Source organism: Streptomyces sp. VNUA24 (assembly GCF_029167005.1).
GTDB lineage: Bacteria > Actinomycetota > Actinomycetes > Streptomycetales > Streptomycetaceae > Streptomyces > Streptomyces scabiei.
The window spans coordinates 1,411,785-1,436,261 of the sequence record NZ_CP119143.1 but is presented as its reverse complement, the minus strand read 5'-3'; the positions used below and the strand labels follow the sequence as shown (position 1 = coordinate 1,436,261).

Annotated in this window: 19 protein-coding genes; 7 read left to right on the top strand and 12 right to left on the bottom strand. The window is 71.8% G+C overall.

Annotated features, from left to right (window positions below; all coding sequences use genetic code 11):
- Positions 1-23: 23 nt before the first annotated feature.
- A complete protein-coding gene (locus PYR72_RS05785; protein WP_275454225.1) occupies positions 24-1,574 on the bottom strand; it encodes a fused MFS/spermidine synthase in 1,551 nt (516 codons plus the stop codon).
- 72 nt (positions 1,575-1,646) lie between these two features.
- Positions 1,647-2,537: an aminoglycoside phosphotransferase family protein gene (locus tag PYR72_RS05780; protein ID WP_275454224.1), complete on the bottom strand. Its 891-nt coding sequence runs from the start codon at positions 2,535-2,537 to the stop codon at positions 1,647-1,649.
- Positions 2,538-3,077: 540 nt separating this feature from the next.
- Here PYR72_RS05780 and PYR72_RS05775 point away from each other — a divergent pair.
- Positions 3,078-4,106, top strand: coding sequence for a LacI family DNA-binding transcriptional regulator (locus tag PYR72_RS05775; RefSeq protein WP_275454223.1), 1,029 nt, complete (start codon positions 3,078-3,080; stop codon positions 4,104-4,106).
- 303 nt (positions 4,107-4,409) lie between these two features.
- On the opposite strand, the gene PYR72_RS05770 is transcribed toward PYR72_RS05775, so the two are convergent.
- From PYR72_RS05770 to PYR72_RS05750, 5 genes are all read right to left on the bottom strand, one after another.
- Positions 4,410-5,690 (bottom strand): amidohydrolase family protein, encoded by a 1,281-nt coding sequence (locus PYR72_RS05770; protein ID WP_275454222.1) that lies wholly within the window; start codon positions 5,688-5,690, stop codon positions 4,410-4,412.
- Positions 5,687-6,595, bottom strand: coding sequence for an alpha/beta hydrolase (locus PYR72_RS05765; protein WP_275454221.1), 909 nt, complete (start codon positions 6,593-6,595; stop codon positions 5,687-5,689). The genes PYR72_RS05770 and PYR72_RS05765 overlap by 4 nt, the downstream gene beginning before the upstream one ends.
- Positions 6,592-7,503 (bottom strand): fumarylacetoacetate hydrolase family protein, encoded by a 912-nt coding sequence (locus PYR72_RS05760; protein WP_275454220.1) that lies wholly within the window; start codon positions 7,501-7,503, stop codon positions 6,592-6,594. Before PYR72_RS05760 ends, PYR72_RS05765 begins: the two co-directional genes overlap by 4 nt.
- 107 nt (positions 7,504-7,610) lie before the next feature.
- A complete protein-coding gene (locus tag PYR72_RS05755) occupies positions 7,611-8,933 on the bottom strand; it encodes an MFS transporter (RefSeq protein ID WP_275454219.1) in 1,323 nt (440 codons plus the stop codon).
- Between the two features lie 110 nt (positions 8,934-9,043).
- A complete protein-coding gene (locus PYR72_RS05750) occupies positions 9,044-10,264 on the bottom strand; it encodes an NAD(P)/FAD-dependent oxidoreductase (protein WP_275454218.1) in 1,221 nt (406 codons plus the stop codon).
- Between the two features lie 293 nt (positions 10,265-10,557).
- Between PYR72_RS05750 and PYR72_RS05745 the strand changes: the two genes are divergently transcribed.
- Entirely contained in the window at positions 10,558-11,454 is an 897-nt protein-coding gene (locus tag PYR72_RS05745) for a LysR family transcriptional regulator (RefSeq protein ID WP_275454217.1), read from the top strand.
- A 43-nt stretch (positions 11,455-11,497) separates the two neighbouring features.
- On the opposite strand, the gene PYR72_RS05740 is transcribed toward PYR72_RS05745, so the two are convergent.
- The 3 genes from PYR72_RS05740 to PYR72_RS05730 all read right to left on the bottom strand — a co-directional run bounded on the left by PYR72_RS05740 (position 11,498) and on the right by PYR72_RS05730 (position 14,503).
- Entirely contained in the window at positions 11,498-12,121 is a 624-nt protein-coding gene (locus PYR72_RS05740; RefSeq protein WP_275454216.1) for an HAD family phosphatase, read from the bottom strand.
- Positions 12,122-12,158: 37 nt separating this feature from the next.
- Entirely contained in the window at positions 12,159-13,148 is a 990-nt protein-coding gene (locus tag PYR72_RS05735; RefSeq protein WP_275454215.1) for an LLM class flavin-dependent oxidoreductase, read from the bottom strand.
- A 104-nt stretch (positions 13,149-13,252) separates the two neighbouring features.
- On the bottom strand, positions 13,253-14,503 hold the full coding sequence (locus tag PYR72_RS05730) for an MFS transporter (protein ID WP_275454214.1): 1,251 nt from the start codon (positions 14,501-14,503) through the stop codon (positions 13,253-13,255).
- Between the two features lie 81 nt (positions 14,504-14,584).
- Between PYR72_RS05730 and PYR72_RS05725 the strand changes: the two genes are divergently transcribed.
- Complete coding sequence (locus tag PYR72_RS05725; RefSeq protein WP_275454213.1) at positions 14,585-15,346, top strand: DeoR/GlpR family DNA-binding transcription regulator; 762 nt, start codon at positions 14,585-14,587, stop codon at positions 15,344-15,346.
- Between the two features lie 83 nt (positions 15,347-15,429).
- Here PYR72_RS05725 and PYR72_RS05720 read toward each other — a convergent pair whose 3' ends face one another.
- Positions 15,430-17,010, bottom strand: coding sequence for a GMC family oxidoreductase N-terminal domain-containing protein (locus tag PYR72_RS05720; RefSeq protein ID WP_275454212.1), 1,581 nt, complete (start codon positions 17,008-17,010; stop codon positions 15,430-15,432).
- Positions 17,011-17,388: 378 nt separating this feature from the next.
- Between PYR72_RS05720 and PYR72_RS05715 the strand changes: the two genes are divergently transcribed.
- Positions 17,389-18,972 (top strand): GMC family oxidoreductase, encoded by a 1,584-nt coding sequence (locus PYR72_RS05715; protein ID WP_275454211.1) that lies wholly within the window; start codon positions 17,389-17,391, stop codon positions 18,970-18,972.
- Between the two features lie 42 nt (positions 18,973-19,014).
- Here PYR72_RS05715 and PYR72_RS05710 read toward each other — a convergent pair whose 3' ends face one another.
- Entirely contained in the window at positions 19,015-20,622 is a 1,608-nt protein-coding gene (locus PYR72_RS05710; RefSeq protein ID WP_275454210.1) for a PucR family transcriptional regulator, read from the bottom strand.
- Positions 20,623-20,748: 126 nt separating this feature from the next.
- On the opposite strand from PYR72_RS05710, the gene hisD reads away from it, so the two are divergent.
- From hisD to PYR72_RS05695, 3 genes are all read left to right on the top strand, one after another.
- Positions 20,749-22,074, top strand: a complete 1,326-nt coding sequence (gene hisD / locus PYR72_RS05705; RefSeq protein ID WP_275454209.1) for a histidinol dehydrogenase — start codon at positions 20,749-20,751, stop codon at positions 22,072-22,074.
- Between the two features lie 95 nt (positions 22,075-22,169).
- Positions 22,170-23,780, top strand: coding sequence for an amino acid permease (locus PYR72_RS05700; RefSeq protein ID WP_275454208.1), 1,611 nt, complete (start codon positions 22,170-22,172; stop codon positions 23,778-23,780).
- Complete coding sequence (locus PYR72_RS05695) at positions 23,777-24,445, top strand: ThuA domain-containing protein (protein WP_275454207.1); 669 nt, start codon at positions 23,777-23,779, stop codon at positions 24,443-24,445. The genes PYR72_RS05700 and PYR72_RS05695 overlap by 4 nt, the downstream gene beginning before the upstream one ends.
- Positions 24,446-24,477 lie beyond the last annotated feature (32 nt).

Here is a 24,477-nt window from a genome sequence, read left to right as displayed (position 1 = left end):
GCCGGGGCGTCAGGGGTGCCGCGTCACCGATCGCGGTGGGTGCGGGACGGCTGGAGAAGTTGGTCGACGGGCGCGTAGTCGTCGGTGAGCGGTCGGGCGTCGTCGATCCAGGCGGTGAGTGCGTCGCCGGTGGCGATCTTCCAGCCGGTTCGCCGGGCGTCGAGGATCTTCTGCGCCGCGCGCAGGTCGACGGGCCGGTCGGAGGCGAGCACCACCAGGTTGCCGCCCTCGGGCGCGGTCGTCGGGTCGAGGCCGATGTCGACCGGGGCGCCGACGAGGGCGATGTGCTCGAACGTCTCGCCGAGGGTGGCCACTTCGGCACGTGCGAAGTCCAGGTGCCCGTGGTCGATGAGGTTGGCGAGGTACACGCCGTCCTCGTCGAGCACCCGCCGTACGTCGGTCATCGCCTCCACCGTGGTCAGGTGCCACGGCACGCTCACGCCCCCGAAGGCGTCGCCGACGACGAGGTCCCGACTGCCGTCCTCCAGCCGCCGCAGACCGAGCCTGCCGTCCTCGACCCGTACGTCGATCCCGGAACCGGCTTCCGGCGAGAGACCGAGGCGCTCACGGTCGATGCGCACGACCCCGCCGTCGATCTCGGACACGAGACTGCGCGTCCCGGGCCGCGTGGCGGCGAGATAGCGGGGGAAGGTGAGTCCGCCACCGCCGAGATGATGGGCGGTGAGAGGCTCGCCCTCGGGGAAGGCGGAGTCGACCACCGACGCGAGGGCGCGCACATAGGTGAACTCCAGGAAGGTCGGATCGTCGAGGTCGACGTAGGAGTGCCGCACGCCGTCCAGCAGCAGTGTGCGGCCGCCGTCCCGGTCGGGGTCCGTGACGACCTGCGCGCAGTGGTACCGGGTCTCCGCGTCGCAGCCGCCGGGCGCCACCGTGGTGGCGAGGCCGCCGGCGACGACCACGGCCGTCAGGGCAGGGGTCCCGGTCCACCCGCGCGTGCGCCACTCGACCAGCGCCGCACCCGCCACCAGCAGCGTTCCCAGACCGATCAGGATGCCGCTGACTGGCAACCGCGCCACCAGGACGAAGCCGGTGAGAACAGTGCCGACGATGGCGCCGAACGTACCGACGCCGGACAGTCCGCCGACGACCGTCCCGGTGTCGGCGAGTCTGGTGAGACGCAACTTCGTCACGATCGGCGTCACCGCGGAGAGCAGCGCGCCCGGCACCAGGATGGTCAGCGACGCGATCAACAGCAGCAGCGCGGGCGCCCCTTCCGCGGTGCTGCGCAGCACCGCGGGGGTGAGTGCCACGACCACTCCCGACACCCCGAGGGAGGGGCCCAGGAGCCGCCGGGGATCGAGCTGGTCGGCGACGCGCCCGCCGAGCCAGGAGCCGACGGCGATGGCCGTGAGGGCGATCCCGATCACCATGGTGCTGGTCTCCAGCGTAAGGCCGAGATAGGGGGCCAGCAGGCGCAGAGCGACGATCTCGACCACCAGCACCGCGGCCGAGGAACCGAACACCAACGCGGCAGCGGCCCGTGAACCCAGGCCGCGACCACGCGGGTTGCCTTCAGCGACAGGTAAGGACGACGATCCGCTCACGGCCGCCATCCTCGCACGGGCCCCCTCGCGCGTGTCCCGTCGCACGGGCCGCACGCGGCCCCTCGTGGGCGCGCGGCGGCCTCACCCCGTCGACTTCATGATGCGGTCGAGCGTCCGGCGTCCCAAGCCGCTCATCGCGGGATTGCTCTCGACGTAGTACCAGACCAGGCCCACCGCCTGTTCGAACGCCCATGCCTTGCCGCGCTCCCACTCCAGATCGTCGCAGCGCAGTGCCCGCCGGAGCACGTCCCGGGGGCCCGGCCGCAACAGGTGCCAGGCGCTGACCAGGTCGAGCGCCGGGTCGGCCGGTCCGAAGCCACCGGTGTCGAGGACCCCGCCGAGTCGGCCTCCCGCGACCAGGACATTGCCGGGGATCAGGTCACCGTGGCTCATCACGTCGGCGCCCCGGCGTGGCAACTCCCGGAAGCGGCTCCACGCCCGGCGCAGACGGGGCACGTCGAGCAGTCCCTCGCTCTGCGCGAAGCACGTCTCCATCCAGGTGTCATGGCGCGTGAGAGCGCCGCCGCGATGGTCGCCGTCGAACGAGCGCCCTCGCGTATCGGCTTCCCGCAGCGCTGAGATGAAGGCCGCGAGGTCCTCGGCGAAGGCGTCCGACCCGCTGGGGTCGGCATCGGCGGCGACCGTTCCCGGCAGCCATGTCTGGACCGACCAGGGCATGGGGTGACCCGCGCCGGGCTTTCCCAGGGCGACCGGCTCGGGTGCGGGGAACGGGGACACTCGTGCCAGCTCGGCGCTTGCCTCCGCCTCCCGTTCCAGGGTCGCCAGCGCCTCGGCGGCGTCGGCCCGGCGGAGCGGGAAACGTGCGGAGAGACCGTCGCCGATGCGGAAGACGGCGTTGACCGTCCCGGTCGACGCCAGGGGGCGGATCTTCTTGCCGCTCCACTGAGGGAACTGTTCCCGGACCAGGGCCGCGACGGTGTCGGTGGCCACCTCCACCTGGTCATCGTGCATGGTCACCTCCCGCGGTCCCGTCCCCCGCCCCGATGCGCGACGCCGGAAGCCGATCGGAGCCCGCAGCGGATCGGACCGACCGGGAGGACAGCCGGTACGCGCTCGACAGGGTCAAGTGCGGCCGCCCCCGCTGGGAGCAGGGCAGCCGCCCCGGGCGGGTGCCGTGGACCGGCTGGGCGAGGGGGCGCCACTGCGCGGCCTCTGTCGCCGTCGCACCCTCAGCCGGTGCCACCAGGGAGGCGGATCATCCGGCTGCACAGGGGCGTCCGGCAGAGCCGAGAAGACGTCGGCCTGCGCGTGCCAGCCGCGGAACACGCTCCGGAACATCCCGTGGGGCTCGTGCGGTACGGGACCCCTCGAAGCCGTCATCATGCTCTCCTCACCGTGTGCCGTTAACGTTAACGTGACCGTTAACGGGATTGTTGCTCAGAGGGGCGGGCATCGTCAACGCCTGCGCCCGGGCCGGCGATGACGCGGCAGGCCGGTGAACCTGATTGACTGGCGCACAGGGCGGCACAGGACGAGAAGTGAGTGGGCAGCGTGGCCGGACGGCGGGAAACGGAAGACCAGCGGGCGCGGGGTGCGGGAACCGTCAAGCGCGTCACGCTCCGCGATGTCGCGCAGGCGGCGGGCGTGTCCCATCAGACCGTCTCCCGGGCGATCAACGGCAAGGGGGAGATCGACCCGAAGACCCAGCAGCGCGTGCTCGATGTCGCCCGCGAACTGCGCTACCGGCCCAGCCGGTTCGGCCGGGGCCTCGTCCAGCAGGATGTCGTCTCCGTCGGCCTCATCGTTCCCGACGTGGTCAACCCCTTCTTCCCGGAGTTCGTGGCGGGAGTGATCGCCGCCGCGGACGAACGCGGCTGGCAGGTGCTCGTGGCCAGCACGGAGAACGACCGGTCCCGGGAGCTGTCCCTGGTCCGTTCACTCGGCCGGCAGGTGGACGCTCTCGTCGGCTACCTCAGCCAACCCGACGCGGAGCTGGAGCCGCATGTGGGAACGGTGCCGCTGGTCCTGGTCGATCGCGGGCTGGACTCGTCGAAGCACGCGCTGGTCCATATCGACGCCGCGGCCGGAATCCGGGCCGGTCTGCAGCACCTCGTCGACCGGGGGCACCGCAGGATCGGCATGATCGACTGCGAGTGCGTGACCGCCCCGATGCTCCGGCGCCGCACCTTCCTGGAGGTCGTCGGCGAGCAGGCGCTGCCCGTCGACGAGGACTGGATCGTGAGGGGGGAGCAGTCCCCGGCCGGCGGCGCCGCCGCGTTCGAGGCGCTGCATGCCGCGCACCCGGACCTCACCGCGGTGGTCGCCTTCAACGACCTGGTCGCGCTCGGCGCGCTCCGGGCCACCCGTCGACTGGGCGTCCGGGTACCGGACGACTGTGCCCTGGTCGGCTACGACGGGCTGAGTGTCGTCGATCTCGTCGACCCCCCGCTGACCACGCTCCATCTCGACAAGCGACGACTGGGCGAACTGGCCGTCCACCAGGTCGACCGGCTGCTCGCGGGCGAACTGCCACCCCCGATCGTCCTGACACCGACCCTGGACGTCCGCGGCACGACGTGACCCGCCCCCGGCCCTGATCCGGCAGCGGGGTACGACCGCCCGGTGGCCCGGTGGCCCGGTGGCCCGGTGGCCCGGTGGCCCGGTGGCCCGGTGGCCCGGTGGCCCGGCGGCCCGGCGGCCCAGCGGCCCAGCGGCCCGCGGCCCGGCGGCGCGTCCGCGCGTCCGCGCATGCCGGACGGGCCGTCCCCGCACGGCCCACCTCCGGCTCCGCCGTTCACCGCGGCCATCCGTCCCCTTCCCGGGGCCGGACCAGTGCTGGTCCCGGGAAGGCGACGCATACAACCTGCCGCCGTGCGCCGGTCGTCAGGCGGAGGACGCCTGCCCTGCCGGTGTGAACAGACGCTCGTACTCCTCACGCTGCGGGCGCTTGTGGAAGCGGCCGCCCTGCATGATGTGGGTGATCCGGTCGCGGTCGCGCAGGAGCGAGATGTCCTGGAGCGGGTCGCCGTCGACCAGCAGCAGGTCGGCGAGGTACCCCTCACGGACCAGGCCGAGCTCGTCGCCCATGCCCATCAGCTGCCCGCCGTACATGGTGGCCGCGCGGAGCGCCTCGGCAGGGGTGAAGCCGTACAGCTCGACGAAGTACTGCAGGTCGCGCGCATTGGCGCCGTTGGGGTTCCACAGGAAGCCGTAGTCGCCGCCGGGCAGGACGCGGATGCCCCGGCGCCGCATCTCGGGAATGACCTTGCTCCAGCGTTCGAGGGTCTCCAGCAGCCCCTTCTCGGCGGCGGCCTCCTGCGTCACGCCGAACCGCTGTGCCTCGTGGGCGCCGGTGTAGATCACCCCGACCGCCGGTGCCACGAAGACCCGGTCCTTCGCCGCCTCCAGGAGATCCAGGGCCTCCTCGTCGGCGTGCGTGCAGTGGTAGATGATGCGGAAGCCGTTGTTCACGGCCTGCTTGATCGAGCCGGCGGCATGGGCGTGGCAGGCGAGCCACACGCCCGACTCCCTGGCCTGCTCCCCGGCCGCCCTGACCTCCTCGTCGGTGTAGAGGAGCTGCTTCGAGCCGCCGGGAACGAACGCGTCGTCGCTGGACAGCAGGAACTTGATGGTGTCCACGCCGTTCGCGGCCCACTTGCGGACGAACTCGCGTACGGCCTCGGGGCCGCGGCGGTGGTCGTCGGCGTCGTGCACGTCCGGAACCGCGGTGTCGCCCTCCGGCGCCCGCTCGATGCACGAGGCGCGCAGCCTCGGCCCCGGCAGCCACCCGCCGTCGATCTCCGCACGCAACGCGATCTCGAACCGCGCTCCGAGCGAACCGGCGGAGTACGCGCTGGTGAACCCGGCGTCCAGCAGGACACGGGCGTTGCGCGCGGTGATCAGCAGATGCTCCTCCACGGGCAGTTCCATGGTGGGGATCGGCCGGTCCACCGCCGACGGCCAGGAGATGTGCGCGTGGGCCTCGACGAGACCCGGCAGCAGGGTCTTCCCCGCGGCGTCGACGACATCGGCGCCCTCCCGGCTGACCCGTTCCCGGCCCGCGGCCAGTTGGGTGATCCGGTCGCCCTCGACGCGCACTTCCCCTTCGAAGGGATCGCTTCCGCTGCCGTCGAAGATCCGCGCGTCGGTGAACACGGTGGTCATCGGTCTCCTCCTGAAGGTGTGCCGGCGTACAGGTGCCGTCCGGCGAACTCGAGAACGGTGGCGACGAGCGGCCCGGTGTCGTCCATCCCGAACCACCCGTGCTCGCCGCCGGGCACGGCGATCAGTTCGGCCGCGGCTCCCACACGGGTCAGCGCCTCGGCCAGCTGCCGGCTCTGTTCGAAGGGCACCAGGGAGTCCGCGGTGCCGTGCATGATGAGGAACGGCGGGGCGTCCGGGCGGACATGGGTGACCGGGCCGGCCGCGCGGGCCTCGGCGGGGCGCTCGGCCGGCGGACCGCCCAGCAGCCGGGCCTCCCGGGTGCGCGGATCGGCCGGATCGCCCATCGTGAGCAGGTCGGCCGGACCGAACCAGTCGACGACGCCGACGATCGCCGGCCCCGGCGCGCCGGCGGGGGCATCCTGTCCGGCGGGCGCGCCCAGGCCCGCCAGGGCCGCGAGGTGGGCGCCCGCCGACTCGCCCCAGAGCACGACACCGGCCATGTCGAGGTCGAGTTCGGGATCCTCGCCACGGGCGGCGAGCCAGCGCAGTCCGGCGTGGACGTCGGCGAGTTGGGCGGGGAAGGCGGCCTCGCCGCTCAGCCGGTAGTCCAGGCACGCGACAGCGAATCCGGACGCGGTGATCTCCGGCACCGGCAGGGAGTGCCTGCGCCGTGAACCCCGCATCCACCCGCCTCCGTGCACATGGACGAGGAGCCCGGCGCGGCCCGGGGGAGCGGGACGGTGCACGTCCAGCAGCAGCGGCCGGTAGCCCTCCTCGGCCGCGAACTCGATGTCGCAGTAGGAGCGCACTCCCGGGTACAGCGTCCGCGCGGCCGGCAGGGGCTGGCCGAGGGGGTCGGGCTGGACGGCCTCACGCAGGGCCGCCAGCAGTGCCGGAGTGATCACGGCCTGCCTCCCAGCGGGTGAGACGTGCCCGTGCCGACCGCCCGCTCCGGCGCGGCACCGACGGTGGTGACGGCGTCCGTCATGACGTGGGACATCTCGCCGAGCCCTTCGATACGGCTGACGAGCCGGTCACCGCTGTGCAGGAAGCGGCGCGGGGTACGGCCGAGGCCCACGCCCGCCGGCGTTCCGGTGAACAGCAGGTCGCCGGGCAGCAGCGGCAGCACGCGCGAGAGGCGGGCGATGAGTTCTCCGACGCCGAACAACATCGAGGAGGTGCGGTCGCGCTGCATCACCTCGCCGTTGACGGAGCACTCCAGAGCGAGATCGTCGGGATCGGGCACCTCGTCCGTGGTGACGACGTACGGTCCCACCGGGCTGAATCCCGGTGCCGACTTGGCCAGACTGAACTGGGGCGGCGAGTCGGTGAACTGCCGTTCCCGGTCGGACAGGTCCTGTCCCACCGTCAGGCCGGCCACGTACTCCCAGGCCCGCTCCGCCGGGACGCAGCGGGCGGTGCGTCCGATCACCACGACCAGTTCGACCTCCCAGTCCACCGAGGTGCCGGTCAGGGCGACGGGGCCGGTCGGGCCGGTGAGGCTGGAGGCGTACTTGGTGAAGACCATCGGTTCCTTCGGCGGCACCACCTCCGCCTCGTCCGCATGCGCCCGGTAGTTGAGACCGATGGCGAAGATCTGATGCGGACGGGGCACCGGAGTCAGCAACTCCTCGTTCCGGTACGGCCGTCCGCCGCGCAGGTCGTGTGCGGCGGCCCAGTCGGTCAACTCGTCCCAGCGGGCGTAGACGGCCTGTGGATCCGAGGAGAAGCGGCCGGCACCGGCCTGTTCGAGGTCGAAGCAGAGTCCGGCGGCGATCAGGTGCGCGCGCCCGCCGATGTTGGCGAACTTCATGTACGTGGGTCCTTCGGTGCTCGGGGTCCGTGGCGGGATACGGGAAGGAGGCGGGCCTCCGGTCGGCGTGGTGCCGCGACGGAGGCCACGGGTCCGTCGCGACGGGGTCAGTGGGCGACCGGGGAGGCGACCGGTTCGGCGGCGGGCGGTATCAGCGGGTCGCTCTGGCGGCGCAGGCCCCACAGCACGGCTGCGGCGAGCAGCACGGCCACCGCCGTCAGCGCGGCCAGGGCCGGCCGGAGACCGCCCGCCGCGGCACTCAGGGCGGCGACGATCAGAGGGCAGAAGAACTGCCCGAGGGTCAGGGCACCGCCCCACCAGCCGGTGCCCCGGCCGCGCTGGGTGTAGCTCAGCCGGTGGACCGCCCACACCAGCAGCGTCGGCAGCAGCAGTCCGGTGCTGAATCCGGTGACCATCGAGCCGGCCACGACGACGGGCAGCGCCCCGGTCGCGAAGACGGTGGCGAGACCGAGGGCCACACCGACGAACTCGAGCGGCACGAGTACGCGCGCCGGGTGCCCGGACAGCCGGGGGAAGAGTGCCGAACCGGCGGCCGTGGCCAGCGCCATGACGGCGGAGACGGCACCGACGGTGGCGGTGGAGCGGATGCCGATCCCGTCCAGGATGAAGGGCAGTTCGACGACCAGGACGAAGAAGAACACCCCGCCGAACAGCGTCACCAGACTCGTCACCGCGACCTGGCGGCGCGGCAACGGCTCCAGAGGTGTTCTGACGCCCGGGGCGTCCGCGCGGGGCGGCTGCCACAGCAGCCGGGCCATCGGCACCAGCAACAGCAGCGGCAGCACGTACATCCAGAACGGGGTCCGCCAGCCCGACACCCCGAGGACTCCGCCGATGGCCAGGAAGACCGTCGCGGCGAGCGCCGTCACCAGCGTGGACAGGGAGAGGTACTTCGCTCGCCGCGCTCCGGACCAGTAGTCGCCGATCAGCGTCGTGCAACAGGTCATGATCACGCCTTCGCAGGCCCCCAGCAGGACCCTGCTGACGGCGATCGCCGTCAGCGAGCCCAGGTAGAGCGGGGCGCTGCCGACCACGGCGTACAGGCCCATGGCGATCAGCAGGAGCATCTTGCGGTTGGTCCGGTCGGCGAAGAAGCCGGCGAGCGGGGCGGACAGGGCGAGGAGCAGTCCCGGCAGGGCGAGCACCATGGGCACCAGGACATCGCTGCCCGGGGTGTCGGCGAAGTGCCGTTGCATCTGCGGCAGTACGGGCGCGATCAGGGCGGTGCCGAGTACCGGCATGCAGATCCCCGTCAGGAGCAGCGCCAGCTGGGCATGGCCTGCCCGGCGTCCGGTCGGCGTGGGAACCGCCTGATCTGCTGCGGTCGCTCGATCTGCCGCAGTCGCCTGGTCCGTCGAGATCGGCGACGGCTCGGTCTGCGGCCGGTCACGGTCGATGGCGTCGGTCATGAGGACACACCTCCTTGTGATGTCACGGGCGGGGCAGTGGGGGGTGATCCGTGGGGGCGCTCGGTGGCGGCGGTCACCGCGGGCGGGGGACAGCCGTCAAGAACGGCGGCTCAGACCTTCGCCACCGGAAGGTCCTCCGGCACGAACTCGGGCTCCTGCGCCCGCGGGTCGGACGCGGCGCGCAGGATCGGGAAGACCTCCGCCCGCATCTCCTCCTCGTACGCGGCGATCGCCTCCAGCAGCGGGGCCTCGCCGCGGGCGACCCGGCTCAGGGTCTCGGTGAGGGCGGCGGCGTCGCGCAGCGTGGTGTTGGCGCCGGTGCCGTACGAGGGCGGCATGCCGTGGATGGCGTCGCCGAGCAGGGTGACCCGGCTGGTGGGCCACGGGTCGGCCGGCTGCAGGTGGCGTACGGCCACGGGGAAGACGGTCGACCGGTCGGCGCGCTCCACCAGGGCGGACAGGCCGGGATGCCAGTCCTTCACGACCTCGCACATCACCGCATGGCGGGCCTCGCTCGTGGCCCGGTACAGCTCCTCGTCGCCGGGGAAGAGTTCACCGTGCGGCGGGGCGAACAGCCCGGCCATCACATACGGTCCGACGGGGTCCACGGCGGCGCCCGGCACCAGCTCGGCCACGGCCTCGGCGATCGGCCGACGCGGCTGGTAGACGCCGGCCACGAGCACGGCCCCGTTCGGGGCGGAGGCCATGGAGAACCCGTCGAAGACTCCGTCGGGCAGGGCCGCCGCCAGCGCGTCGGTGAGCGGGGCGACCGCGTACAGGCCGCGCAGACCGGTGTCGACGACCGGTACCTCGGGAAGCAGTTGTCCACGGACGACGGAGTTGATGCCGTCGGCGGCCACCAGCACGTCCCCGGTGGCGGAGGAGCCGTCCTCGAACACCACGCGTACGCCGTCCTCGTCGGCCTCGAAGCCGCTGACGGTGTGGCCGAAGTGGAGCACGTCCTCCAGGCCGACGGCCATGATCTGGCGCAGGGTGCGCCGGTTGACCGCCGTGTGCGGGCGCACCGGGTCGTTGGGCGGGTCGATGTGGGGGCGGGTGCCCAGTTCGTTGCCCAGGTGGTCGAGGTGGACCATGAGGGCGCGGCGCGGGGCGACCCGTGAGGTCTGGGCGTACAGCTCGAACAGCGGGTCGGGCAGGCATCGCTGCAGCGCCCGTCCGCCGTCACCGTTCATGTGCAGGCGGTACCCGGTCCGCACGATGTCGGGAGCGCTCTCGTACACGGCGCAGCTGACACCGGCCTTGCGCAGGCCCTGGGCCAGGCACAGCCCACCGATGCCGCCTCCGGCGACGATGACATGGAACGACGGCATGACGGCTCCTCGGCAGATGGGGGAACGCACCGGGGCGGCCGACCGGTCGGCCCGCGCGTCCCCGGGACGCGGAGTCCCGGACGGACCGGCACAGCCCGAGCAGACCGGAACGGCGGCTGCGTGGCGAAGGGTTCGGTCCGCGACGTGCGGTTCGGCGTGCGGTGCGGCGTGCGGTGCGGTGGGTTCTGAGCGGCTTCACGCACAGTTCTAGCCGTGGGCCGGGGTATCGGGGAACATGCAATCGCCGATGGTGCTCATCGGTCGGACCGATAACCCCGCGGAGGCTCGACGCCATGAGTCTGGACCTGAACCTGCTGGTGTCCCTCAACGCCCTGCTGCAGGAGCGCAGTGTGACCCGGGCGGCCCTCCGGCTCGGTCTGAGCCAGCCGACGCTGAGCGCCGCCCTGGCCCGGCTGCGCCGCCACTACGGCGACGACCTGCTCACCCGGGTCGGGAACTCCTACGAGCTGACGCCCCTGGCCGAGCGCCTGTCCGAGAACACGGCACAGGCGCTCGCCCTGGCCGACCGGGTCTTCCAGACCGGCCCCGACTTCGATCCGGCCCGTGCGGATCACCAGTTCACCCTGGTGGGCACCGACGCCCATCTGGCCCTCTTCGGCCGGGCACTGACCGGACTGATGCGCGAGGTCGCGCCGGGGGTGCGGGTGCACTTCCAGCACCTCACCTCGCAGATCGTGCGGCGCGCCCAGGAGGACCTGCGCACCGTCGACGGCATCCTGCTTCCCCAGGGGCTGCTGGCCAGGGTTCCGTCCATCGACCTCTACGACGACCGCTGGGTCTGTGTCGTGGCGTCGGAGGCCCCGCTGCCGACGAGCCCCGTGGAGCTGGCGGCCCGGCCCTGGGTGATGCCGTACAACTCCCCCCGGTTCGCGCTTCCTCCGCTGCACTGGCTGCGGGCCCGCGGGCTGGAGCCGCGGCTGGAACTGACCAGCGAGAGCTTCCTGACCGTGCCCCATCTGGTGGCCGGCACCGACCGGGTGGGCGTGGTCCCGGAGCGCGCGGCCCGTCTCTTCCTCGCGGACACCGGCACGGTCATCGTCGACCTGCCCTTCGAGGCGGGGCCCCTGGTGGAGTCCCTGTGGTGGCATCCGCTGCACGAGCGTGAACCCGCGCACATGTGGCTGCGTCAGATGGCCTCGGAGGCGGGGAGGTTGGTCCACGCCCTGTGAGTGCCGCGGCAGGGCACGGGCGGGACGCGATCCGGTCCCCGGTTCAGCCGGCCGTCGGCAGCCAGGTGTCGAGGACGGCCGCGAGTTCCTCCTGCCCTCGGAACAGATGGCCGTTCATGCCGACGGCCTCGGCCGCGAGGACGTTCTCCTCACGGTCGTCGACGAAGAGGAAGTCGGCGGGCGAGGTGTGCATCGCGTCGACGCAGTGCAGGAAGGCGGCCGGGTCCGGCTTGGCCGTAGCGATCTTGCCGGAGAAGGCGACGTGGTCGAGGTCGTGCAGCCAGGGCTGGGCGGTGAGGAAGGCGTCCGCGTGGTCCGCGGGGATGTTGGACAGCAGGGCGACCCGGGCACGGCCGCGGAGGCTGCGCACATAGGCCACCATGCCGTCGTCGACGCGGGACCAGCTGTCGATGTCGGTGAGCCGCAGCTCCTCGGCCGTCTCGGGGTCGGCGGGCCGGAACAACGACTGCAGTACGTCCGTCCAGTACGCGGAAGCGGAATGCCGGCCGGCGTCGTAGGGCGGGCGGTGGGCCCAGTAGGCCGTGGTGAACGCGTCGGGCGCGGCGTGGCAGCGGGCGGCCATCGTCTCCAGGGCACCCGGGCGCTGGTGGCGGGCGATGACCCCGAAGAGGTCGAAGAGCACGACACGGCGACGGTCGATGGACATGGGGGTCCCTTCCCTCGGGCTTTGGGTGTGGTCCGGTTCAGTGCCGCGGGGGCAGGGCGCGGGCGAGTGCGTCGAGCGCGGCCAGGGGATCGGGGCCCGCCGGGGCGAGGACGACACTGGTCGCGCCGGCCGCGTGACGGGCGTCGATCGCGGCGCGGGCCTGGGCGGGAGTGCCGGAGACGCTCAGCGCACGGACCCACTCGGCGGGCATGGTCCGGGCGAACTGCCGTCCGTCGGAGCAGGCGGCGCGGTGTGCGCGCAGCTCGGCGGCGAAGGGCAGGGGGTCGATGTGCGCGGCCCACTGCGGTTCGCCGACCGATTCCAGGACGGTGCGGACGCGGGCCAGAGCGGCCTCCTCGTCGTCGTCCACGGCGGCGGCGTCGTAGACCACGATCTCCGGGGAGTGCGCCGCGGCGGGGCCCAGGTGGCGCAGGGAGGCGGTGATGTAGCCGGGTGCGGCGGGTTCGGCCAGGAGGAGTCCGTCGGCGACCTCACCCGCGACCGCCTGCGACTTGGGGCCGCGCACACCCAGGATCACCGGGGGCACCACGTCCGGGACCTCGGTGATGACCACGCCCTCGCAGCGCACGTACCGGCCGTTCTCGGGGCCCGGCTCACCGGCGACGAGCAGGCGCAGCGCCCGCGCGTACTCCTTGATCAACGTCAGGGGGCTGGCGGGCCAGGACCCGGCCTGCCGCATCCAGCCGGGCATGCCGTGGCCGATCCCCGCGACGAGCCGGCCGGGGTGGAGCTGCGCGAGCGTGGCCAGCTCCATCGCCGCGAAGCACACGTTGCGGGCGCCGGCGGGCATGATGCCGATCCCGACCGTCAGCTTCGTGGTGGAGGCCAGGACGGTGGCGGCCTGGGCGACACCGCCGCGCCAGCCGAGGTCTTCCACCACCCAGACCTGGTCGAACCCCAGCTCCTCGGCGCGCCGGACGTAGGGCAGCACCTGGGCGACCGGGAGGTCCAGGGGCAGCATGACACCGACGGCGCCGCGGGCGGGACGTGCGGGGGACTCGGACATCGGGGGCTCCTTCGGTCGGCTGAGGGCTCGTGGACCGGCCGTGGTGACCGGGGGAGAGGAGAGCTTGTGCGGCACGGGTGTCAGGGACCGTGCCGCACAAGCGGTCAGTGGGTGTGGGCTGCCATGTCGCGCTCGCGCGCAGGGTCCGCCGTGCCTTCGCCGCGGCGGACGACGACGGGGTCGGTGCGCAGGACGCGGGCGCCCACGGCGGTGGTCAGGCACAGCAGGGCCAGCAGCACGAAGGCGTGGTCGAGGGCGACGAGGTGGGTCAGCCAGCCGATCACGGCGGGCCCGGCGAGCATGCCGACGTAGCCGAGCCCGGCGACGCGGGACATGTTCGCGCCGGCGGCGGAGGGGTCGGCGTGTCCGGCCGCGCTGAACAGCTGGGGGACGCAGCCGGACAGGCCCAGGCCGAACAGCGCCCAGCCGGTGAACACGACCGGTATCGACGGACCGAGGATCACGAGGGTGATGCCGACGGCGGCCGTGGCCGCCCCGTACCGCAGGATCGCCGGGGAACCGAACCGCATGACGACGCGGTCCGCGAGCAGTCGGCCGACGGTCATGGCCGCGGCGAACGTGCCGTAGGCGAAGGCCGCCGTGCCCGCCGAGGCGCCGAGGGCGTCCTTGAGGTGCAGGGCGCTCCAGTCGTTCGCGGCGCCTTCGCACAGCATGACCATCAGCGCCAGGACGGCCAGCAGCCAGACCCGGCCCCGGCCCGTGGGGGCACGCCCGGCGGCCGGTGACGTCCCCGACTCCCGCGCGGAAGCGGGGCTCTCGGCGGCGGGAGCGGCGGGCAGCAGACCACGGGCCGCGACCAGGGCGGTCACGATGCCCACGGCTCCCACGGCGGCCATGCCCACGGCCGGGTTCAGGCCCGTGCTCGCCGTACCCGCTCCGGCGAGCGCGGCGAGGACACCGCCGACGGAGAACGTGGCGTGGAAGCCGGACATCACGGGGCGACCGTACGCCTTCTCCACGTGTACGGCGTGGGCGTTCATGCTCACGTCCAGGCAGCCGTTGCAGAAGCCGAAGACCAGCAGCGCGCCGGCCAGCGTCCACGCGTCGTGGGCGAGACCCGGCAGGAACAGGGTCGTGCCGCAGAGCACGCCGCCGACGGGCACCACCACACGGGTGCCGAGGCGGTCGGTCAGGGGACCCGCCACCCGCATCCCCGCGAAGGCCCCGACGCCGAGCACCACCAGCAGGCCGCCGAGCTCGGCGTGGCTGATGCCCACCCGCTCCTCGACGGCGGGGATGTGCACCACCCAGGTGCCCAGCAGGGTGCCGTACAGGACGAAGTAGGCGTAGGTCGCCACACGGGCGGATCGCAGGGGGTGTTCCATGCAGACCATCGTAACGAACATCTGTGGTGTTCGAAAATGGGGATAACTCACACGTTGGATGTGCGCTTGCTGGTGGTGTTCAATCACGGCATGAGCAACGCAGACCGGCACGGGTTGATCGCGAAGACCGTCAGGGACTCCGGAGGAGCCACGGTCCAGGAACTCGCGGAGCTGACCGGAGCCTCGGAGATGACGATCCGGCGCGACCTCGACACCCTCGCCGCCCAGGGCGTCCTCGAACGGGTCCGCGGAGGAGCGCGCACCCTGCTGCTGCGGGGCGAGGAGCCGCCCTTCGCGCTGCGCGCCCACGAGGGGGTCGAGGTCAAACGCCGGATCGCCGCCGAGGTCTGCGCACTCGTCGCCGACGGTGAGACCGTCCTGCTGGACAGCGGCACCACCTGCCTGGAGGTCGCGCGCCTCCTGCGCGAGCGGCCCGTCACCGTGATGCCGCTGTCCCTGCAGGCCATCCAGCTGCTCGGCGAGACACCCGGCCCGGCCACCCTGGTCGTACCCGGCGGACAGCCCCGCGCGGCCGAGGGCGCCCTCACCGGCCCCCTCACCCTCGCCTCCCTGGCCGCCCTGCGCTTCGACACCGCCGTCATCGGCTGCTGCGGGCTGACCGCGGCGGACGGTCTCACCGCGTACGACCTCGACGACGCGGCGGTGAAGAAGGCGGGCATCGCCTCCGCCCGCCGCGTGATCGCCGCCTCCGACGCCGGCAAGCTCGGCCACACCGCCTACGCCTACGTCGGCCCCGCGGCCCTCCTGCACACCCTCGTCACCGACACCACGGCCGATGCCGGCGAAGTCGCCGCACTGGAGGCCGGCGGCACCGTCGTCCGGACCGTGTGACGGACCCGCGCACACCGCCCGACGGCCTTCCGCGCCTCGTACCGGTCCGGCGACGGCCGCCGGGGCGAGCCGGAGAGCCGGGCTCACCCCGCCGACGCCCGGATGAACGCGGCGGCCCTCTCCCCGATCATGATGGCGGGAGCATTGGTGTTCCCGGTGACGAGGGTCGGCATGATCGACGTGTCCGCCACGCGGACGTTCTCGAGCCCCCGCACCCGGAGTTCATGGTCGACGACCTTGCCCATCATGCAGGTGCCCGACGGGTGGTAGAACGAGAACGACTGCGTGCGAATGAAGTCGTCGATGTCCTGGTCACTGTCCGAGATTGGGGCGAGTCCGGCGTCGGCGGCCGCACGCAGGTCCGCCTGCAGCAGGGACGTCAGCCGCTGCTCGCGCGCGATGCGCATACACAGCCGGACGCCCTCCCGCAGCCGTCGGCGGTCGTCGGGGTCGGCGAGGTAGTTGTGGAAGATGCGGGGCTTGGCGTAGGGGTGGGAGTGCCGCAGCCGCACCGCGCCGCGGCTCGCGGGCCGCGCCACGTACGGACCGAACGACATTCCGGGCTCCAGCGGGGCGGCAAGCCCCTCGTCACGGACGATGCCCAGTGCGGCATGCACCTGGATGTCGGGCGCGGGGAGGTCGTCGCTGGAGCTGAAGAAGCCGCCGGTCTCGTTCCAGGCCATCGGGCCGATGCCCTCCCGGCGCAGGAGTTCCTCCTCGCGCGAGGTGTCCGGGCCGAGCAGCGGCTCCGTCTCGCTGAAGAAACTGATGAAGCACCCGGTGTGGTCCTGCATGTTCCGGCCCACGTCCGGCAGGTCGTGCAGCGGGGTGATCCCTCCCGCGGTCAGCTCGTCGGCCGGTCCGACACCGGACTGGAGGAGCAGGTGGGGCGAGTTGTACGCCCCGAGGGACAGCACGATCTCGCGGTCGACCCGGATCGTCCGGACGCTGCCGAGGTGGTCGACCTCCAGGCCGGTGGCCCGGGAGCCGTCGAAGCTCAGGCGCAGAGCGGTCGTCGAGGGCAGGACGGTGAGGTTCGGGCGCCCCGCGGCCGGCTCCAGGAACGCCCGCGCGCTGCTGCAGCGCAGACCGTTGCGCTGGGTGACCTGGTGGTAGCCGACGCCCTCCTGCTCGGCTCCGTTGAAGTCCGCGTTGTACTTGTGGCCCGCGTCCTGGGCCGCCTCGACCCAGGCCGTGAGCAGCGGGTGGACGGAGTTGGGGTTGCTGACGGTGAGGGGGCCGCCGACACCGTGGAAGTCGTCCGCCCCGCGCTCGTTGTCCTCGGACTTCTTGAAGAACGGCAGGACGTCGTCGTACCCCCAGCCCGGGTTGCCGAGCCGCTCCCAGGTGTCGTAGTCGTAGCGGTGACCGCGCACGTAGAGCATCGTGTTCATCGAGCTGGTGCCGCCGACCACCCGGCCGCGGGGCAGGTAGGCACGGCGCCCGCCGAGCTGCGGCTCGGGGTCCGTCTCGAAGTCCCAGTCGTACGCCGTCTTCAGCTGCTGCGAGAACAGCGCGGGGATCTCGAAGAGACGGCCCCGGGCCGGCGGCCCCGCTTCGATGAGCGCGACCGTGACGTCTGGATTCTCGGACAGGCGGGCCGCGACCGCACAGCCGGACGAGCCGGCTCCGACGACGATGTAGTCATACGATTCGCTGTCCATTGCGCCTCCATGAAAGTTCCGCGGCCCTGATCGACGCCGTGGCTCCTGGAGACGCTAGAGACGCCGGGGACACCCGGCACATGCACGAGGTGAGCAAAATTCGGCCAGGCGCATACACACCATGGTCGCCGCCGCCACGGGTGGCGGGCCGAGCGGGTGCTCCGGGAAGCCGACTTCCGCGACCGCGGGCCCGAAGCGGCGTCCAGGGGAGCGGTGGACGGTGCACACACTGTGTGCCCCGGTCGGCCGTCATTACGCATCTCGTGCATGGGACGAATCCCCACCGATGCTTAGGCTCACGGGGAACCATGGCCACAGGGGGCCTTCGAAGTCCCGCCTCCCGAGCCCGTACCCGAGCGTCCAAGGGGATTGCGACCCATGTCCGACCCGGTCCGTCAGGATTACACACCCCCGGAGCTTCGGCCCGAAGCCCTCGTCTCACCCGGCACCGCAGCAGAGATCAGCACCGACGTCCTGATCGTCGGCTCCGGCATGGGCGGGTCCTCGCTGGCCTGGGCGCTGAAGGACTCCGGACTCGACGTCCTCGTCGTGGAACGGGGCCGCTTCCTTCCCCGCGAACCCGAGAACTCGCAGCCCGCCGAGATGTACATGAAGGGCCGGTACAAGAACGCCGGCTACTGGTACGACGGCAGCAACGGCGAGCCGTTCGCGCCCGGCGTGTACTACTGGGTCGGCGGAAACACGCGCTTCTACGGCGCCATGCTGCCCCGCTTCCGCCGCAGCGACTTCACCGAGGTGGAACACCACGAAGGCGTCTCGCGGGCCTGGCCCTTCGACTACGACGACCTGGAGCCCTTCTACACCGCGATGGAGGAGCTGCTCCAGGTGCACGGGCAGACCGGCGAGGACCCGACCGAGCCGCCCCGCTCCAAGCCCTACCCCTACCCGGCGCTCCAGCACGAACCGGAGATCGAGCGGTTCGCCCGGTCGCTGCGCCGGCAGGGGCTGCACCCGTTCCACACCCCGAACGCCCTGAACATCGAGACGCAGGCCGACCGCGCCGCCGTGACCACCGCCGACGGCTGCCCGGACGAGACGGGCATGAAGTCCGACGCCGAGAACCGGATCCTGCTCCCCGCGCTGCGCGACGGCGCGCGGATCCTCACCGGCGCGGAGATCACCCGTCTGATCACCTCGCCCGACGGCCGGCGCATCGTCGCCGCCGAGGCACGGCACGCGGGCCGGACCCTCCGGATCAACGCCAAGTCCTTCGCCCTCGCCGGAGGCGCCGTCAACTCGGCCGCCCTGCTGCTCCGTTCGGCCGACGACGCGCACCCCCAGGGACTCGCCAACTCCTCGGGCCTGCTCGGCCGCAACTACATGGTCCACAACAGCACGTTCTTCGTCGGGGTGAACCCCTTGCGGACCAACCCCACCAAGTGGCAGAAGACGCTCGGCCTGAACGACTTCTACGAGGCCGGACCGGGAACCCGCTTCCCGCTCGGGAACCTCCAGATGCTGGGCAAGCTGCAGGCCCCCATGCTCAAGCCCGCGCGTCCGTGGGCGCCGACGTGGGCCCTGAAACTCATGGCGGCCAGAAGTCTCGACATCTACCTGACCACCGAGGACCTGCCGTCCCGCAACAACCGGGTCCGCGTGGACGGCGACCGCATCCTCATCGACTGGAAGCCGACCAACCTCGCACCCCATCACGAACTCGTGCGCCGGGTGACCCGGGCCGTCCGCAGGGCCGGCTATCCGCTGATCTTCACCCAGCGCATGGGGATCGAGACCAACTCCCACATGTGCGGAACGGCCGTGGCGGGTCACGACCCGGCCGAGAGCGTGCTCGATCCCCTGTGCCGCAGCCATGACATCGACAACCTCTGGGTGACCGACTCGTCGTTCTTCCCGTCCTCCGCGGCGCTCAATCCGGCGCTGACGATCGGGGCGAACGCCCTGCGCATCGCGCCGTCCCTGGCCCGGGCGACGAAGGGCTGACGTCGTGGTGGCCGGGCCCGCATCCCGGGCCCGGCCCCCTGGTCAGGTGCGCCGCAGTGTCGGCTTGCGCAGCAGATCGTGTCCGCGGACGGCCAGTTGCAGCCGCTGCTGATTGCTGACCTGCGCGAGGTCCAGGCCGAGGATCTCGGAGAGCCTGTCGAGGCGGTGGTACAGGGTGCGCCGCTGGATGAAGAGTTCCTCCGCGGCCCGCGCCTTGTTGCCCCCGCAGTCGAGGAACGTCCGCAGGGTGGGCAGCAGAGGGTTCTTCGCCAGCGCGTCGTGCTCCAGGAGCGACCCGAGTTCGTCCTCCACGTACCGCCGCAGCTCGGGACCCTCGGAGAGGGCGACCAGGAGGCGCAGCGCCCCCAGATCGTCGAAGTGACGCACCTCCGCGGTCGAGGCCGCGGCGGCGACGGACGCCGCACTGCGGCTCTGGCGCAGCGCCAAGGGCAGCACCGGCGGCTCCACGATCCGGCTGATGCCGCCCCGTATCCCGTGATCGGCCAGCAGCGTGCGCACATGACCGGCGTCGGCGCGGGTGGGCAGGCCCACGACCGCCACGTCGAAGTCCCCGGTGTCGCCCACGACGGCCGGCCATCCCGCCTCCTGCAGCAGGCGCGCGAGGAGGTGGTCCTTGGTGGGCTCCTCGTCCCCCGCCCAGGCCGTGACGACGACCAGGTCCCGCCCGCGCAGATCCTGGCCGAGCGCCAGACCGAGGGTCACGAACCGCTCTCCCGTGATGTCGCCGAGCAGCAGCCGGTTGAGCAGGGCCGTCTGGCGCTGGGAGGCGCGGGCGCCGCTCTCCCGCTCGCTCAGCAGGGAGATCGCGATGGCCGCGGCGGCCCGCTCCAGCGTGCGCAGTTCGGGCGGGCTCGGCCGTGCACCCCCGTGCAGCAGGTGGAGCCACCCCCATGACTCGCCCCGCAGCACCACCGGCTGGCGTGCGCACGGCGCGACCTCGCGGAACGACGCCGCCGGCGCGGTCGGCACCCCGGGACCCTGCGCCGAGACCGTGGGGTGGCGCTCATGGATCGCCCGGGAGTGCGCACTCCACTCGTCCACCACCCGGTCGGCCTCCGGCGTCGCGCCGCCGTACGCCAGCATCTGATGGGCGACGTCCTCCAGCACGACGGGGTGCCCCGTGCGACGGGCCAGCTCCCTCACCACCCCGACGTAGTCCTCGTCCGCCAGCAGCAGATCCATGAACGCCTGGCTGGTGGCCTCCTCGGCGATCAGCTGCTTGACGCGCATGCCGACGAGCACCTCGTGGACCTGGGCCGACGTCTCGACGAAGGGAATCTCGTCGGCGAGTCCCACCAGGGGCAGGCCGACCGCCTCGGCCTCCTCGATCGCCGCTTCCGGCATCGAGTCGAACATACGCCCGGCCAGTTCCACCACGAGGACGGCCGCGTGGGCGTCCGCGAGCCGGCGGACGAAGGCGCGCTGCTCATGGTGGGTCACGCCCATGCCGAGGCCGGCCGTCAGGAGCATCTCCTGCCCGGTGAGAAAGCGGTGGATGTCCGGGATCTCGCCGGTGTGCACCCAGCGCACCGGGCGGTCCAGATTCCTCTCCCCGGCGTACACCCGCACCGTGGTGCGCGTGAACACCTCCAGCTCCAGAGCCGCGCGGACAGTCAGGACTTCAGCCATGAGCCATTACCTCGGTGTGTGCAGGTTCCACGGCCAATATTGCACACCCTGTGCCTGTCGTCCCACCGCCCGTTTCCCCAGACTTCAGGTCAAGCCCGCAGGCAAGACCCCTGCAAGGAGTGCAGAGTGTCAGCAACACACCAGACCATCAAGGCTCCCGCCGCCGCGAAGACCCCGCGGACCAGTCGGCCGGAAATCATCGAGACCGTCGCGGACGTGATCGCCGACGTACGGGCCAACGGCGACGCCGCCGTGCGCCGCTGGTCGCAGAAGTTCGACGACTGGAGCCCGGAGTCCTATCGGCTCGGACCCGACCAGATCGCCGCCGTCGTCTCCTCCGTCCCCGAGACGGTCCTCGACGACCTGCGCTTCGTCCAGACGCAGGTCCGCGGCTTCGCCCAGGCGCAGCGCGACTCGCTCACCGACTTCGAGGTGGAGACACTGCCCGGAGTGTTCCTGGGGCAGCGCAACATCCCCATCGGCGCGGCCGGCGCCTATGTGCCCGGCGGCCGCTACCCCCTCACCGCCTCGGCCCACATGACCGTCCTGACCGCCAAGGTCGCGGGCGTCGGACGGGTCGCCGCGACGACCCCGCCCGACCGAGGCGCGCCGCCGCCCGTCAGCATCGCCGCGATGCACCTGGCCGGGGCCGACGAGATCTACGTCATGGGCGGCGTCCAGGCCGTGGCCGCACTGGCCCTGGGCACCGAGACGATCGACCCGGTCGACATGCTCGCCGGACCCGGCAACGCCTACGTGGCGGAGGCCAAGCGGCAGCTCTTCGGCGAGGTCGGGATCGACCTCTTCGCCGGGCCGACGGAGGTGCTGATCGTCGCGGACGAGACCGCGGACCCGTTCGTGGTCGCGACGGACCTGCTGTCCCAGGCCGAGCACGGACCCGACTCCCCGGTCGTCCTCATCACCACCTCGCACGACGTGGCCGACGGGACCATCGCCTGGGTGGACAAGCTGCTGCCGGACCTGTCCACCGGAGAGGTCGCCGGGCGCGCCTGGCGCGACCACGGAGAGGTGATCGTGGTCCCCGACCTGGACGCCGCCTACGCCCTCGCCGACGAGTACGCCAGCGAGCACGTCCAGATCCTGACCGCCGAGCCCCGCGAGGCCCTGCACCGGATGCGCAACTACGGCGCCCTCTTCCTCGGGGACAAGACCTGCGTCGCGTACGGCGACAAGGTCATCGGCACCAACCACGTCCTGCCCACCCTGGGAGCGGCCCGCTACACCGGCGGTCTCTGGGTCGGCAAGTACCTCAAGACCGTGACCTACCAGGAGATCGGGGACGCGGGGTCCAGCGCCCGCCTCGGCGAGATCTGCGGCAGGGCCTCACGCATCGAGAACTTCGAGGGGCACGCGCGCTCGGGAGACGTCCGCGCCGCGCGCTACGGATCGGCCCGCCTGGACTGGTCCGACCACACCTTCGAGCAGAGCTGATCCGCGATGACGGATCACGTTTTACGCCGGGCCGCCGTCGCGGTACGGCAGCCGTTCGACAAGGAGCAGTTCCCCCTCGACCCACGGAGATCGTCATGTCAGCTACGGACAACGAGGCGCACGCGGCGCCCAGACCCACCCCCGCCGGCACCTCGGGCGGGGAAGCCACCCCCATCTCGTCCGCCGAGGACGCCAACATGCTCGCCGTCCTCGGCTATGAGCAGAAGTTCGACCGCAAGGTCAGCCTGTGGGGCAACTTCGCCCTGGGCTTCGTGTACCTCTCGCCCCTCGTGGGCGTCGTGGCCCTCTTCGCCGTCGGTCTGGCGACCGGAGGCGGACCGTCCATCTTCTGGATCGGCATCGTCGGGGCCGGGCAGTTCCTGGTCGCCCTGACCTTCGGCGAGATCGTCTCGCAGTTCCCGCTCGCGGGCGGCCTGTACCAGTGGGTCAGACGCTTGTGGAACGGGCGCTACGCCTGGTTCAACGCGTGGACGTACATCTGCTGTATCACCATCGGCATCACCAGCACCGCGCTCTTCAGCTCGGACTTCGCGGCCAGCCTCTTCGCCGGAACGGCCGACGAGCCCGCCATCAGCTCCACCCCCGCCCAGCGGCTGTGGATCGCCATCGCCATGACGGTCGTCTGCCTGATCTGCAACTGCTTCGGTACCAGGACCCTGGCTCTGATCTCGAAGATCGGACTCGCCGCGGAACTGATCGGCATCGTGATCGTGGGTCTCTACCTGCTGATCTTCGAGCGGCACAACTCCGTCTCGATCTTCTTCGAGGCCAGCAGCTCCAACCACGACAGCTACCTCATGGCCTTCATCGCCGCCTCGCTCGTCGGCCTCTTCCTCTTCTACGGCTTCGAGGCGTGCGGCGAGATCGCCGAAGAGGTTCCCAACCCCTCCCGCAGCATCCCGCGGGCCATGCAGCTGACCGTGGCCGTCGGCGGAGTGGCCGCACTGCTCGCCTTCGTCGGCTACGCCCTCGCGGCCCCGGACCTCGCCTCGATCCTCGAGGGCAAGGACACCAACCCCATCCCCTCGATCCTGCAGAACTCCCTCGGCACGGTGGGCACGAAGGCGGTGCTCGCGGTCATCATCACGTCCTTCATCGCGGGTGTGATGAGCCAGCAGGCCGCCGCGAGCCGGATCGTCTTCTCCTTCGCCCGTGACGACATGTTCCCGGGATCCCGCGTCTTCTCGAAGATCTCCCGCGAGCACCGCGTTCCCCTGAACGCGCTGCTGGCCGTGAACGTCCTCCCGCTGGTGATCTTCGTGTTCGTCTACTACTCGCCCGACTCCCTCACCAAGATCGCGGCGTTCCAGATGCTGGCCGGATACGCGGCGTTCATGATGGTCGTACTGGCCGCGCTGCGAATGCGCATGAAGGGGTGGCGTCCCGCCGGAGCCTGGACCCTCGGCCGCTGGGGCATGGTGGTCAACGTGGCGGCCCTGGTCTACGGAGTGTTCGGAATGGTCCTTCTCGCCATGCCCACCGGCGGCCCGGGAACACCGCTGCTGGACCAGTGGATCGCACTCGTCGGCTTCCTCGTCGTCTCGGCCGTGGGCCTGGTGTACCTGCTGGCCGCCAAGCCGGAGCGCAAGTCGACCGCGCCGGAAGGCGACGCGATCGAGGTGGCCGAGCGCCTGCGCAGCCGCGCCGCGGCCCTCGCCGGCACGAGCGGAGGAAGCAACGCATGACCCGCGTCCTGTATCTGTACGGAGGCTGGCCGGGGCACAAGCCGTACCAGGTGGCCGAGGAATGGGCCCTCCCGATCTTCAAGAACCTCGGGTTCGACGTCGACGAGACCAACGACATCTTCGCCCTCGACGCCGACCTCACCGGCTACGACCTCATCGCCCTCAACTGGAACAACGCCCTGCTGTCCGAGGGACTGACCGCCGCCCAGGAGTCGAACCTGCTGGGCGCGGTGGAAAGCGGCACCGGGATCGCCGCCTGGCACGGCGCGGCCGCCGCGTTCCGCACCAGCCTCAAGTACCACTGGCTCCTCGGCGGCAGCTTCCTCGAACACCCCGCCGGTGAAGGAGTGAAGTACCCGTACGAGGTCGCGATCACGGACACCGACCACCCGATCACCGCCGGGGTGAAGGACTTCCGGGTCGCCTCGGAGCAGTACTACATGTCCGTCGACCCCAACAACCACGTCCTCGCCGAGTCCACCTTCACCGGCGAACACCTGCCCTGGCTGGAGGGGAGGACGATCCCCCAGGCATGGACCAGGACCTGGGGCGAGGGCCGCGTCTTCTACAGCGCGGTCGGACACGACCTCGACGACCTCCAGAACCCGGACGTCACCCGCCTGTGCACCCAGGGCTTCGCCTGGGCCGCCCGTCAGAACGCCTGATCCCTCCGTCCGACCCAAGCTGATTGGGAGCA

Bases quoted from the DNA above. Each gene is read 5' to 3' on its own strand.
- PYR72_RS05785 (WP_275454225.1), bottom strand. From the start codon at position 1,574: ATGGCGGCCGTGAGCGGATCGTCGTCCTTACCTGTCGCTGAAGGCAAC.
- PYR72_RS05780 (WP_275454224.1), bottom strand. From the start codon at position 2,537: ATGCACGATGACCAGGTGGAGGTGGCCACCGACACCGTCGCGGCCCTG.
- PYR72_RS05770 (WP_275454222.1), bottom strand. From the start codon at position 5,690: ATGACCACCGTGTTCACCGACGCGCGGATCTTCGACGGCAGCGGAAGC.
- PYR72_RS05760 (WP_275454220.1), bottom strand. From the start codon at position 7,503: ATGAAGTTCGCCAACATCGGCGGGCGCGCGCACCTGATCGCCGCCGGA.
- PYR72_RS05755 (WP_275454219.1), bottom strand. From the start codon at position 8,933: ATGACCGACGCCATCGACCGTGACCGGCCGCAGACCGAGCCGTCGCCG.
- PYR72_RS05750 (WP_275454218.1), bottom strand. From the start codon at position 10,264: ATGCCGTCGTTCCATGTCATCGTCGCCGGAGGCGGCATCGGTGGGCTG.
- PYR72_RS05745 (WP_275454217.1), top strand. From the start codon at position 10,558: ATGAGTCTGGACCTGAACCTGCTGGTGTCCCTCAACGCCCTGCTGCAG.
- PYR72_RS05740 (WP_275454216.1), bottom strand. From the start codon at position 12,121: ATGTCCATCGACCGTCGCCGTGTCGTGCTCTTCGACCTCTTCGGGGTC.
- PYR72_RS05735 (WP_275454215.1), bottom strand. From the start codon at position 13,148: ATGTCCGAGTCCCCCGCACGTCCCGCCCGCGGCGCCGTCGGTGTCATG.
- PYR72_RS05730 (WP_275454214.1), bottom strand. From the start codon at position 14,503: ATGGTCTGCATGGAACACCCCCTGCGATCCGCCCGTGTGGCGACCTAC.
- PYR72_RS05725 (WP_275454213.1), top strand. From the start codon at position 14,585: ATGAGCAACGCAGACCGGCACGGGTTGATCGCGAAGACCGTCAGGGAC.
- PYR72_RS05720 (WP_275454212.1), bottom strand. From the start codon at position 17,010: ATGGACAGCGAATCGTATGACTACATCGTCGTCGGAGCCGGCTCGTCC.
- PYR72_RS05715 (WP_275454211.1), top strand. From the start codon at position 17,389: ATGTCCGACCCGGTCCGTCAGGATTACACACCCCCGGAGCTTCGGCCC.
- PYR72_RS05710 (WP_275454210.1), bottom strand. From the start codon at position 20,622: ATGGCTGAAGTCCTGACTGTCCGCGCGGCTCTGGAGCTGGAGGTGTTC.
- PYR72_RS05700 (WP_275454208.1), top strand. From the start codon at position 22,170: ATGTCAGCTACGGACAACGAGGCGCACGCGGCGCCCAGACCCACCCCC.
- PYR72_RS05695 (WP_275454207.1), top strand. From the start codon at position 23,777: ATGACCCGCGTCCTGTATCTGTACGGAGGCTGGCCGGGGCACAAGCCG.